The sequence below is a fragment of the Paenibacillus sp. 203 genome (genome assembly GCF_037027525.1).
GTDB lineage: Bacteria > Bacillota > Bacilli > Paenibacillales > Paenibacillaceae > Paenibacillus > Paenibacillus polymyxa_B.
On record NZ_JAXCHD010000001.1, the window covers coordinates 91,722 to 105,382 of the forward strand.

Consider the following 13,661-nt stretch of genomic DNA (forward strand, 5'->3'; position numbering starts at 1 on the left):
TGGATATGGAGAAAACTAAAAATAAGCGGCAACATCAGCAGCCGCTTGTTTCTTATTATACAAGAAAACCCCCAGTTTGATCGGGGGTTCAGGAAACCTTATATAAAGTATCATTATCTTACTTTTTCCGGTTAACCTTTTGAATTAGTGACTGATTGGCAACGTATAGTAATTAAATGCTTGATCCAACAAGGCACTGGCTTCTTGACGCTTCAAAAGCTGTTTGGAGCGGAAATCTATGGAGCCGTCTGAATTGATCTTGGTATCCGGGTCCATGATACCTTGGGAAACAAGAGCTGTGACTGCTTTAACTGCCCAAGCATCCGTTTCGCCACTCAATTTAACCTTAGTTCCAGGCTCAACCTGTTTCAGGTTCTGGATCATTACCGCCGCCATTTGTCTAGTGATAGGAGAATTAGGCTGATAATTACGTAGTCCGGCCATCATCTGCTTCTTATTCGGTTCAATCATGAAGGGTTGTTTATACCACCCGTGGGCGCGCAGCAGCACTTCTGAGAATTCTCCCTGAGTCATCGTTCCTTTCGGATCGAAGAGATTGGCTGACTTTCCGCTCATGACGTTCAAAGCATTAAGATTGTTAATATGTGGATTATATTTACTATCCGCAGGCACATCAGAAAATGGTGAATCAATGTTTATTTTTTGCGCATAAGCAACGAGGTCTGGGAGCTGCATGTAATACAAATATGCAATATGGCCTGCTTCATTTTTATTAAACGTCAATTTATTACCTGATTCATCTTCAAATAATAAAGAATGGATCATTTTTAGTGTATGTTTCCCTGATGTTCCTGTCTCCATTATTAATTTCCCGTCCGAATACGAAACCTTCGTCCTTAAGGCAGCGATACGCGTGTTTTGGTATAATCCCACGTAGTCTTGGGCCTGCTGCTCACTTATTGCCGCGTAGGTTGACTTTGGAACTTCTGATTTTCTCGGATAATAATGATTCATAAATTCCTCATACACGTCAAGACTCATCATGGAGTCGTTATTGTAGGACATGTACATCGCTGTATTCTTCTCAGGCAGAATAACAATCAAGGAAGAATGCCCTGTAACATTTCCTCCTTTTAGAATCACATGCTGATTATTCATCTTCTCTTTGAAGTAGCCTTCGAATCCAATTGTTGTAACCGGGAACTCCTTGTCAGGGAATAATTGGTACGTGTGCATTTGCTCTATGCTCTTTGGACTCACCACTTCTTTACCTTTGTACTTGCCTTTGTTCAGGTGCATCATGAGGTACTTCGCCATGTCATCTGCTGTTGAAACCATACCGCCTTCAGGTTTTTCCGTTGGTTTAAACCCGTCCAAGGGTATCAGTTCACCTGTTGGTCCATAGTGAGCAGCCATTCTGCTTAACAATTGGGGGGTAAACCGCACATTCGTCGAATTCATGCCTAACGGTTTAAAAATATTCTTTTCCATATATCGGGAATATGACATGCCCGTTACGTTTGCTACTGCATATCCGGCTAGCATGAAACCAAAATTGTCATAAGTGTACGCTTCTCCTGGAGGCCTGACAACAGTTGGCATATTTGCTGCAATGTACTTCTTCATTGGAAAATATTTGTCCGCGTATTCTGGATGCATTTCCATGAGAATATCTGGTTCATCAAATCCACTTGAATATGTAAGTAGATCAAACATCGTCAGTTTTTTTCCTGTTTTATTCGGAACCTTTATTCCTCCTAAATACTCTTGGATATCGTGTTTTAAATCCATTTTCCCCTTATCGACCAACTGCATAGCTGCCAATGCAGTGAATGACTTTGTAACAGAGCCGATTTGGAAAACGGTATTTTTATCAACAGGAATTCTTTTTTCCCTGTCGGCATAACCGTAACCTTTGCTTAGCATCACTTTCCCACCCGTGACGACCACAAAATTAGAACCAACTGTATTAAACTTCTTCATCTTGTCCGCAAAAACACCATCTGCAAAAGCTTCTAGTTCCTTGGCATTTCGCGGCCCCTCCAAGCTAGCCTTTACAGATGCAACTGGTGCGTTAACGGGTGCGGCAACTGACGCGCCGTTGGGTGCCATACAGGCGGTAGTTATCGTAGCAGATAACAGTAGAACCGCGAGATTGGTGTGAATCATTTTTTTCATGAATGATTTCTCCTTGAAATGTATTTTTGCCTCATAGCGTCCGGCAAAACCAAGTATGGCAAAGGACTTGTCATACCAACAAGTTACATTTCGTCACCGATCCATACCAGTCACTTCAAAGTGTGTCATATGACAATTAGGCACTAGGTGCCTAGTGTTCAATGGTAATATCGTTTTGGGTGTGTCCATTTGATTGATTACAATGAATGTTGGACCCCTTCACTTCAGTTTCTTCTTTACCGTTTCTCCTTCAATTAACACAGGTTGATAATAGGTGTGGTTGCGTAGGTCCTTCTTCCCTTGCAGCTTCTTGATAACCCAATCGGCGGCATCACGTCCCATTTGTTCCTGTGGGTGTGTTAATGTCGTAAGTTTGATGTTTGCATTCTTGGAAATATAGGAATTATCTTGACCAATAATGGATATGTCTTCAGGAACAGATATACCAAGTTGTCTGCATACATGTACAACTTCTAATCCTACCTCGTCGTTATAGCAGACAATTGCGGATAACCCGTCCCTTTGTTCGGTTAGGAATTTTTTTAAGTTGGTGGACAGGTCCTGCTTCGTCTCTGTATAGAATGAGAGCACTTGCTCTGGGTAAAACCGTAATTTGGCTTCTCCAAGCGCCTTGATATAGCCCTTCATTCGATGCTTTCCTTGTAAATCGTCCATTTTGGCAATGATACCAATGTGTGTGTGTCCGTTAGCAATCAATTCTTTTGTTGCCAGATAGCTGGACTGTACGTCATCGAGACAAAAGAAGGGAACCTCCAACTCTTCATAATAAGCATTAATCATGATGAACGGAACATCCTGCTCCTTGAACGTCAGATAGTAAGAGATATTGGGATTATATAGATTGCTCTTCGTAGGCTCAATGATCAAGCCATCCACACCAAAGGACAACATCATCTCCAAAGCTTTCTTTTCCTGTGCGACATCATTATTTGTACTAGCTAATAGCAATGAATAATTATCTTCATTCAATCTGGCTTCAATCCCGCGAATAATAGAAGGGAAGATGTAATCGGAAATGTAGGTTGTGATGACTCCGATGGTTTTATTACTGGAATTCCCGCCGTTTTTTGATCGAAATTGGTTACTGACATAAGTGCCCGATCCTTTTTCACTTCTTAAAAAACCCTCGTTGGATAGTTCTAAAATTGCCTTACGTACCGTCTGACGGCTAACTTTATACATATCCTGCAAAGCCGATTCCGTTGGAATTTGTTCTCCTACGCTGTATGCTCCTGATAGAATGTTGCTCTTTATATCCTCAAGGATGACCTGATACTTTGGTTTCACTTTATTCCTTCTTTCCTGGTTGTCCTAATACTAATTTACCTACCCATAATATTTGTATGTACATATTTTAGCATAATTATGAGCTTATTATAATCCATAGCCTAACATGCATTAATACTAAAGAAAAAATAGATAAATTCTCGGTTTATCAGAATATTTGTATGTATAACTATGTATGTGTGTTGACAAATGTACGAACAAAAAATATACTAAGGTTGTAAATTAAAGAAAGCGCCTTCTTTCAATTATTGCGATTATAACAGTTGTTCAGAGAGAGGAGTAACGTGAGCATGGATCAAGACATTAAACAAGCGATTACTAAGGGAGAAACCTCACTTGGTATCGAATTTGGATCCACACGTATCAAGGCAGTGCTGATTGATCATCATTTTGAAACCATCGCATCTGGAAGCTATGAGTGGGAAAATCTCTTGGTGGACGGTTATTGGACGTACAACTTAGAGAGTATTATTACGGGTCTGCAAGAGGCTTATAGTGAAATGAAGCAAGAGGTTGAACGAAAATATGGGATTACCCTTCGTACCGTTGGTTCTATAGGATTCTCTGCAATGATGCACGGCTATATGGCTTTTGACAGCAAGGGTGAGATGCTTGTTCCGTTCCGGACTTGGCGGAATGCGACAACCGGTGCTGCCGCAAAAGTGTTAACTGATAAATTCCAATTCAACATCCCTGAGCGATGGAGTATTGCTCACCTGTATCAAGCTATATTGAACGAAGAGCAACATGTCCCTCAGATTGATTTTATGACGACGTTAGCTGGATATATTCACTGGCTGCTGACTGGAAATAAGGCTATTGGCGTCGGGGATGCTTCGGGCATATTCCCAATTGATGAGACTACACATGATTATAACGAATCGATGGTTAAGCAGTTCGATGAACTCATTGCAGCCAAAGGTTACGATTGGAAGCTAGAAGGAATTCTCCCTAAAGTTTATATTTCAGGCGAGCAGGCAGGTGTACTAACCGCCGTGGGAGCTAAAATCTTAGATAAATCCGAAGATTTACAACCAGGTATTCCGCTTTGTCCTCCAGAAGGTGATGCGGGAACAGGGATGGTCGCTACGAATAGTGTGAGAAAACGGACGGGCAACGTCTCTGTGGGAACCTCGGTTTTTGCCATGCTTGTATTAGAGAAGGACCTTTCAGCGGTATATCCGGAAATTGATCTGGTGACTACACCGAATGGTAATCCGGTCGGAATGGTTCATGCCAACAACTGTTCAAGTGATCTCAATGCTTGGCTGGGATTGTTCCGTGAATTCTCTGAGGCCATGGGACAAAAGGCGGATCCGAATCAATTGTTCAGTGTGCTGCTGAACAAGGCTTTGGAAGCAGATCCAGATGGCGGCGGTTTACTCAGCTATGGCTATTTGTCAGGGGAGAATATCACCGGAATAGAGAAAGGCCGGCCATTGTTTGTCCGCTCTCCTGAGAGCCGTTTCAATTTGGCCAATTTCATGCGGACTCATCTTTTCACTGCGTTTGCTGCTTTGAAAATCGGAATGGATATTTTGACAAAGAAAGAAAATGTAGCAATTGACAGCATTCTGGCTCACGGTGGTTTATTTAAAACCCCAATCGTCGGACAAAAAATTGTTGCGGCTGCCATGAATGTCCCGGTATCAGTGATGTCAACAGCCGGAGAAGGCGGGGCGTGGGGGATTGCTATTCTGGCTTCTTACATGATGAACAAGGATCAACAAGAAAGTCTGGAAGACTTCCTCGACCAAAAAGTGTTTAGAGATGCTGAGGGGCAAGAAATTTCTCCCGACAGTTCCGACGTTAAGGGATTTGAAACATTCATGGAACGCTACACACAAGGCCTGGCGATTGAACAGGCTGCTGTAGATAATCTAGTGGAAAACTGGAGGAATTGACGTGTTAGAGCAACTGAAAGAAGAAGTATATCAAGCCAATCTGGATTTGCCTAAACATGGACTCGTGAAATACACCTGGGGTAACGTAAGCGCTGTTGATCGTGAGAGCCGCTTATTCGTTATCAAACCAAGTGGTGTTAGTTATGACACGATGAAACCTAGCGATATGGTGGTTGTTGATTTTGATGGCAATGTTGTTGAAGGAGAAATGAGACCTTCATCAGATACACCGACTCACGCCGTACTTTATAAGCATTATGCAGAGATCGGCGGTATTGTACACACGCATTCGACTTGGGCGACCATTTGGGCTCAAGCAGGCTTGGATGTACCTGTAATGGGGACTACTCATGCAGACACCTTCTATGGTTCTGTTCCTTGTGCCCGTTTCTTGACGCAAGAGGAGATTGATCGTGGTTACGAAGCGGAAACCGGCCGTGTCATCATCGAAACTTTTGAGCAGCGCGGGCTGGATATTTTAGCAGTGCCGGGTGTTCTGCTTAAGGGTCATGCTCCCTTCACTTGGGGCAAAGATGCAAAATCGGCAGTCATGAATAGCGTCGTGTTGGAAGAAGTTTCGAAAATGAATTTATTCGCACGAGAATTGAATCATTTTGCTGAAGAATTGCCGCAACGCATTCTAGATAAACACTATTTACGCAAACATGGGAAAGACGCGTACTACGGGCAAAAGTAATATAAATTAAAAAATTAAGAAAAGAGGATGAATGATGTCAACAGTAGGTACAAAACAGTTCTGGTTTGTCGTAGGTTCACAACATCTGTATGGAGAAGAAGCATTAGCAGAAGTTAAAGCACACGCACAAGAAATGACCGATGCCTTAAATAAGAGTGGCGTTCTGCCTTATCCGCTTGTATTGCAGGATCTGGCGGTTAGTGCAGACAAAATCACCAATCTCATGAAAGAAGTCAACTATCGTGACGAGGTTGCTGGTGTCATCACTTGGATGCATACCTTCTCACCTGCAAAAATGTGGATTCGTGGTACTAAATTGCTGCAAAAGCCGCTACTTCATTTGGCTACACAGTTCAATGAAAGCATTCCTTGGGCTACGATTGACATGGACTTCATGAACCTCAATCAGGCAGCTCATGGTGACCGTGAATATGGATTTATCAATGCTCGCCTGAAGAAACAGAATAAAGTGGTCGTAGGTTACTGGGAACGCGCAGAAGTGCAAAAGCAAATCGCAGAGTGGATGGATGTAGCGGTTGCTTATAACGAAAGCTTCAATATCAAAGTTGCCCGCTTTGGCGACAATATGCGTAACGTTGGCGTTACGGAAGGCGATAAGGTCGAAGCTCAAATTCAATTTGGATGGACCGTTGACTACTTCGGAATTGGCGACCTTGTTCAGTACGTCAATGCTGTGAAAGAAGAAGAGATTGATGCTTTGTTCGCGGAATACTCCGAACTCTATGAACTTGATTATGGTACTTATAGCAAGGAAGCTTGGGAAGCCAGCGTAAGAGTGCAAGCAAGCTATGAAATTGCCCTTAAACGGTTCCTGGATCATGGCGGCTATACTGCCTTCACTACGAACTTCGAAGACCTCTATGGTATGAAACAACTTCCTGGTCTTGCCGTTCAACGTTTGATGGCACAAGGATACGGCTTCGCCGGTGAAGGAGATTGGAAGACTGCAGCGCTCGATCGTCTGCTTAAAGTCATGAGCCATAACCAATCCACTGGCTTTATGGAAGACTACACCTATGAATTAGCGGCTGGTCAGGAATCGATCCTTCAATCCCATATGCTTGAAGTTGACCCAACGTTGGCAAGCAACAAGCCTAAAATCATCGTTTCTCCGTTAGGTATCGGCGATCGTGAAGATCCAGCTCGTCTGGTGTTTGACGGCAAGGCAGGAGACGGTGTAGTTGTTTCCATGGCTGACTTTGGCACGCATTATAAACTGTTGATCAATGAGGTTACTGCATTTGAACCGACAGTTCCTGCTCCAAATCTTCCAGTGGCCCGTGTACTGTGGAATGTGAAGCCAAACTTCCAAGATGGGGTTAAAGCATGGATTGAGAACGGCGGTGGTCACCATACCGTGGTTTCCTTGAATCTAACCACAGACCAAATTGTTACTTATGCAAAACTGGTTAACCTGGACTACGTAATTATTAAGTAACTAGAAGATAGTCATCTAAAAAAGCATTGGGTCAGTCCTCAGGACCCAGTGCTTTTTATTGGTTTTCTAAGAATGTATAGATATGGGAAGGTTCCTAAGCTATCTGGCATTATAACGGGATAATTGGTTTCTCCTTAAGGTAATCATTTAATTCATAAGGATGTGATACTATGGCCAATTTACCAGCTGCGAAAACGAAACTGGTTATCGTTGAAGGTATACCTGGCTCTGGCAAATCCACATTATCTAGACACATACATGACATGTTAAACACACATCAAATAGAATCGGAACTATTTTTAGAAGGGAACTTACGACATCCCGCTGATTATGAATCGGTTGCATGTATGCCGAACGAAGAACTTGATCGGCTCCGATCTATCTATTCTGAGGTGTTTCATTACATTGCTCCATTTGTATCTGTGAATGGCAACGACTCTTTAATCGCATATGCACTTGCGCAGCAATCAGCTCCAAATGGAATCCCTTCTAGTTTGTATGAGGAAATCCGGCGTTATGAAATTTACGATGGAGTACCCGTAGAAAAGCACTGCGAGTTGATGATTCAACGTTGGAAGTCTTTTGTTAAAGATCAGCGAGAAAAAGAAAAGTTGATAATACTCGAATGCTGTTTTTTACAGAACCCAGGGTGTGCATTACTTGCCCGACATAACGCTGGAGAAGATCGTTTTATTCAGCATGTATTACAGATTGCGGAGCAAATTCAGGAGTTAAATCCAATTTTGTTCTATTTGAAGCAACCGAATGTACATGAGACGATTGAGCGAGTTAAAACAATGAGATCTCAAGAATGGTTAGATTTCGCGATTTGGTACCATACGGAGCAAGATTATGGAAAGAACAAGGGGCTTTACGGATATGAGGGATATATTCAGTTCCTTGAACATCGACGAGAGCTAGAATTACAAATTATTGAGCAACTCCCTTTTCAATCGTTTATTATGGATAACTCCGATTATGATTGGGGGAATCAACAACAGACCGTTTCGAATATCATAATGAAGTATTTATTAGGGTCTATCCCGTAAAGACATATTTTACCGAGTTATTCATATACATGGATTGTTGATTCAATCATTGGAAATTTGTTACTCTACATCATTTGCTTCTAAACGCTTTTTTTGGTGTCTGTTATTACTGCTAGTAAGTGAAGCCCAAAAAATACAGCGTGTTGAGATCCATTCTTATTATTTCTGCAAAGAAAATTCTCACTTTTTAGCAGAAATGATTTATAATTATCAGATAATAGACAATATAATTTTTAAAAGATTATATTTTAGTTATAATAGAGACAGAAAAGATATGTTCCTGAGTGGAGCCTTGCTTCTTGTATCACCTAAGCAGGAGGGCCTGCTCTTTTTTGCAAATATAAGAGATAAGGAAGGTTTTTATGAATAGCATTCAGAAAAATACAGACGTTATCTTAATTGGTGCCGGAGTCATGAGCGCGACTCTGGGATCATTGCTGAAAGAGTTAGCACCAGAATGGGAAATCAAAGTGTTTGAGAAACTCGCAAACGCAGGAGAGGAAAGCTCTAACGAATGGAATAATGCAGGTACGGGCCATGCTGCACTGTGCGAGCTGAACTATACATCCGAAAAAGCTGACGGATCTATAGATATTCGTAAAGCTGTAGACATTAATGAGCAGTTTCAGCTTTCAAGACAGTTTTGGTCTTTTCTTGTAAACAGCAATTTGATTCGTAATCCACAGGACTTTATCAAACCAATACCTCATATGAGTTTGGTAACAGGAGAGAAAAATGTATCTTTTTTGAAAAAAAGGTTTAAAGCGCTTTCAACTATTTCTCTGTTTCAAGGCATGGAATTTTCCGACGCCCCTGAAAAGCTGAAGGAATGGATTCCGCTGATTATGGAAGGCCGTACATTGAATGAACCCATCGCGGCAACCAAAATCGACTCTGGAACAGATGTCAACTTTGGTGCTTTAACACGCATGTTGTTTGAGCATTTAAAAAGTAAAAACGTCGAGATCAATTACAAACATAGTGTAAAGGATATTAAACGTGCGAGCGACGGCTCGTGGAAAGTCAAAGTCCATAATCTGGACAACGGTAAAATCGAATACCATAATGCCAAATTTGTCTTTATCGGTGGTGGGGGTGGAAGTCTACCTTTGCTACAAAGAACCGGTATTCCTGAGTCCAAATATATCGGGGGATTCCCGGTAAGTGGACTATTTATGGTATGTAACAATCCTAAGGTTGTCGCCCAGCATCATGCAAAAGTATATGGTAAAGCTAAGGTTGGTGCTCCTCCCATGTCTGTTCCGCATCTGGATACAAGATATATCGGTAACCAAAAAGCACTGCTATTTGGACCGTTTGCCGGCTTCTCACCGAAGTTCTTGAAAACGGGCTCAAATTTGGATTTGATCGGTTCTGTAAAACCTAATAATCTCATTACGATGTTGGCCGCAGGCGCAAAAGAGATGGCATTGACCAAATATCTGATCCAGCAAGTGATGTTATCGAATGAAAAGCGTCTGGAAGAATTACGCGAGTTTATTCCGAACGCCAAAATCGAGGACTGGGGGATCGTGGTAGCAGGCCAACGTGTGCAGGTGATCAAAGATACGGAGGGCGGAAAAGGAACACTTCAATTTGGTACGGAAGTGGTTAGTGCCGCTGATGGTTCGGTAGCTGCACTGCTCGGCGCTTCTCCGGGTGCTTCTACTGCTGTTCACGTTATGCTGGAAGTATTGGAAAAATGCTTCCCACAACATATGGAAGAGTGGAAACCAAAAATCAAAGAGATGATTCCTTCTTATGGGGTGTCACTAGCGGAAAACCCAGAGCTTTACCAAGAAATTTACAATTCCACAACGGAGGTGCTGGGTCTGGGCGAAAAAGAACCGCTTCATCGTTAATTTTTGCATGGCGGTCATTTAGTTTACTATTTTTTGAAGTGAGTTCACTTATCAATAATAGAAGAATTAAAATTATATTCAAAAACTCTTGCAAGAAACTTAATCGAAAAAGCAGAAGACCGTGAAATTTAACGGTCTTCTGCTTTTTTTAAGATTTTAATTCTTTGAATGGGGAGCTAGGGTATTAGATCATTTACACTTTTTTTAAAATTAACTTATGAACAATAAAATCACCTTTAGGATTTTCAAGAGAGATTCCGCAATTATATAACTCTGATCCACTATAAGTAGCATTTGTAATAACTTCGAGATAGTTGGCTTCTTGGTCTAAATAAGGAATTCGAACAAGTAATGATAAATCAAATACTTGATAGGTGTTCCGAAATACATAAATAATGGCATTACTTTTATTTCCATCGACAAACATCCAACTACAAATGTTTGATTCATTAGGAGAACTCAATCGATAGAATTCTCCTTCAAAAACGAGCTTTCTTTCTCTTTTGTAAGTCGATATATGATTCGCTACCTTCTTCTTCTCTTCTTCAGATATGGAGATAACATCCATTTCATAGCCCATATTGGTTGAAGAAGCCAAGGCTGCTCTTGTCTCAAATTCAGTTATGCGACCAGTTTGATGATTTGGAACATCGGAAACATGACCAGTTATTGAAGAGATTGGAAACATGTAAGAAGCTCCATATTGGATTTGTTGTCTGTCCAGAGCATCGGTATTATCACTGATCCATGTTTGAGGAAAATAGAACAACATACCAGGATCTAATCTACCTCCACCGCTAGAACAATTTTCAAAGAGTACTTCTGGATGGCTTAAAGTGAGTGTGCTAATAATATGATAAAAGCCCAGCATATATCTATGAGAAAATTCTTGTGAGTTGTTTTCTGTTTCAGTCGGGGAGAAAGGATCAGTCATATGTCGATTCATATCCCACTTGATATAGTTCACTCCGAAATTTGTAATTGCATCTGACAATGTCTTGATAACGAAGTTTTGAACTTCTTTATTGGTTAAGTCTAAGAAGTATTGACTTCTGCCCAAAATGGGTTCATAGCTTTTACTCTTCATTACCCATTCGGGATGTTGTTTGATTAGGTTTGTATCGGGTGATATCATCTCGGGTTCAAACCAAATCCCAAAACCAATGCCTTTCTCTTTAGCATAATCCACCAAAGATTTAATTCCATTGGGGAATTTTTTTTCGTCAACCTTCCAATCTCCTAACGAAGTTTTACTACTATTGCGTTTACCAAACCAGCCATCATCCAACACCACTGTTTCAAAACCCAAAAGACTAGCAGAATCAATCAATTTTTTTAGCAAAGCTTCAGAAACATCGAAATAAGTCATTTCCCAGCTGTTGATTACGATGGGTCTCTTTCTTTTTTTCCATGATGGATTAATCAAGTGATTATTGAAAAAAGTATGGAATGCTTGAGAATTACTATTGAACCCTTGATTGCTGTATACTAGCAGAGCTTGTGGACTCTGAATGGTCTCCCCTGATTTTAAAGTCCATGAGAAGCCCTCATCATTTAACCCAATTTGCATTCTTAAGTTATTATATTGATCACGTTCTAAAATCTCTTCGTGATTGCCACTGTAAAGTAAGGTCATTGCATGGACTTCTCCTTGAAACTCTGTGGCCTCTTTTGATAAAGCGATGAAGGGAGGATATTGAGGCCCACTTGCACCTCTAGCACTACCAATTTTAAATAATCCATGTTTAATATCATTTCTATTCATTTGGAACTCTTTTTGATGAGTGCCATAAAATGAGGTGCATACTTGATTCTCGTAACGTATATCAAGAGAAGCACTTAGAAGTTTTTCAACTTTTATTGTACTAGAGCCTTCGTTAATTACTTTAGTAGAACGTACGATAATCGGTGAATCCTCAAAAATCGTATAAAACAAATCTAGAGCAATATTTGCGACTTTATCGTACAAATGGACAATTAAGGTCTGACAAAAAGCTTCATTGCTTCTTGCAGAGGGCAGATCTTGAAGCGTTAACGCTTCATCAAGAATTTCGTACCCAACATAGACAAATCTTGTAATTCCTTGTCCATCTTCATTTCGAATCTTTATGGAAGAATTTCTAAAATCACCTTGATGAGGTAAAGAAACCTCTTGAGGTAAAAATTCAAGAGATAGTTCAGGTATATTAATATCTGGAGTTGCAGCAAATGTTCTCTTTTTTAATTTTGGTCGATTGCTAAAATTGTAACTAGTAATCTTTTGTCCCCAATACCGATGTAGCAAATAGGTATCTTCTACAATTTCTATAATATAACTGACATGATTATTTGTAAGATGAAATACTTTTTTCTCTTCAACAAAATGAATTAAAGGATTCATTGATCATTTATGCTCCTTTCTATACTGGGAAGGTGATATCCCAAGTTCTTTTCTAAAAAATTTAGAAAATGATAATGCATCAGAAAAACCAACTGAGCTAGCAATAAGGTTAATTGGATCGTCGCTTTCAGCAAGTAGTTCTTTTGCTTTGTTTATTTTTAAATTAGAAAGATATTTTTTGGGGGGGATTCCCACCTCATTTTTAAACATAAGAGACAAATAATTTGGATGAATGCCAACAGAATAGGCAATATCTGAAATTTGGATGTCATCGTGATAATGAAGATCCATATAACGCATCGCTTGAAAAGAAATGGAGGTACTGCTATTCACAGTTGTTTGAACCGGGCATTCATTCAATAAATTTCCTGCGATATCATACATAATGCCGTTAATTTTAAAAAAAGAGGCTAAATCATTTTTATTCAGTTCGATAATATCTTCGATTCTACTTTCATAAAAGGAAGCATCTTGGCAATTCATTACAAATTTTTCTTCATCAGACTGAAGTAATGTTTGAACAAAGTTTCCAGATTGAATGCCCATAAAACCAATCCAAGAATATTTCCACGGCTTATTTGGGTCAGCGGTATAAGTAGAAACAACATTCGCTGGTACAATAAAAAGTTGATTTTCATGGACTTCAATCTTTTGATCTTCAATTTCCAGTATTCCCTTGCCCTCCTTTACAAAATGAATAAAGTGGTAGTCTCGTCGTTTTGGACCATAACTGTAACCCGGTTCACAATATTCAATGCCACTGTTATAAAGAATAAAGTCTGAAATACTTTTTTTTGTAAAATCAGTGAATCTATCCGTATATTCTCTTAAGTTATTATTCATGCCCTTATTATACATAGGAA

9 protein-coding genes are annotated in these 13,661 nt (G+C 40.3%); 5 read left to right on the forward strand and 4 right to left on the reverse strand.

Features of this window, described 5'->3' with window-relative positions; all coding sequences use genetic code 11:
* Positions 1 to 144: 144 nt before the first annotated feature.
* Complete coding sequence (locus WA407_RS00425; protein ID WP_336076539.1) at positions 145 to 2,139, reverse strand: serine hydrolase; 1,995 nt, start codon at positions 2,137 to 2,139, stop codon at positions 145 to 147.
* Positions 2,140 to 2,358: 219 nt separating this feature from the next.
* The gene (locus WA407_RS00430; protein WP_061829743.1) at positions 2,359 to 3,447 is read right to left on the reverse strand and encodes a GntR family transcriptional regulator; all 1,089 of its coding nucleotides are present in this window, start codon (positions 3,445 to 3,447) and stop codon (positions 2,359 to 2,361) included.
* A 290-nt stretch (positions 3,448 to 3,737) separates the two neighbouring features.
* On the opposite strand from WA407_RS00430, the gene WA407_RS00435 reads away from it, so the two are divergent.
* The 5 genes from WA407_RS00435 to WA407_RS00455 all read left to right on the forward strand — a co-directional run bounded on the left by WA407_RS00435 (position 3,738) and on the right by WA407_RS00455 (position 10,418).
* On the forward strand, positions 3,738 to 5,351 hold the full coding sequence (locus WA407_RS00435; RefSeq protein WP_336076540.1) for a xylulokinase: 1,614 nt from the start codon (positions 3,738 to 3,740) through the stop codon (positions 5,349 to 5,351).
* 1 nt (position 5,352) lies between these two features.
* The gene (locus WA407_RS00440; protein WP_068939259.1) at positions 5,353 to 6,048 is read left to right on the forward strand and encodes an L-ribulose-5-phosphate 4-epimerase; all 696 of its coding nucleotides are present in this window, start codon (positions 5,353 to 5,355) and stop codon (positions 6,046 to 6,048) included.
* Positions 6,049 to 6,082: 34 nt separating this feature from the next.
* A complete protein-coding gene (araA, locus tag WA407_RS00445) occupies positions 6,083 to 7,507 on the forward strand; it encodes an L-arabinose isomerase (protein ID WP_336076541.1) in 1,425 nt (474 codons plus the stop codon).
* A 170-nt stretch (positions 7,508 to 7,677) separates the two neighbouring features.
* Entirely contained in the window at positions 7,678 to 8,556 is an 879-nt protein-coding gene (locus WA407_RS00450; RefSeq protein ID WP_336076542.1) for a hypothetical protein, read from the forward strand.
* Positions 8,557 to 8,918: 362 nt separating this feature from the next.
* Entirely contained in the window at positions 8,919 to 10,418 is a 1,500-nt protein-coding gene (locus WA407_RS00455) for a malate:quinone oxidoreductase (protein WP_336076543.1), read from the forward strand.
* Between the two features lie 193 nt (positions 10,419 to 10,611).
* Here WA407_RS00455 and WA407_RS00460 read toward each other — a convergent pair whose 3' ends face one another.
* Both WA407_RS00460 and WA407_RS00465 read right to left on the reverse strand, forming a co-directional pair.
* Positions 10,612 to 12,798, reverse strand: a complete 2,187-nt coding sequence (locus WA407_RS00460; RefSeq protein WP_336076544.1) for an alpha-galactosidase — start codon at positions 12,796 to 12,798, stop codon at positions 10,612 to 10,614.
* A gap of 3 nt (positions 12,799 to 12,801) precedes the next feature.
* Positions 12,802 to 13,641, reverse strand: coding sequence for an AraC family transcriptional regulator (locus WA407_RS00465; protein ID WP_051717984.1), 840 nt, complete (start codon positions 13,639 to 13,641; stop codon positions 12,802 to 12,804).
* Positions 13,642 to 13,661: the final 20 nt, after the last annotated feature.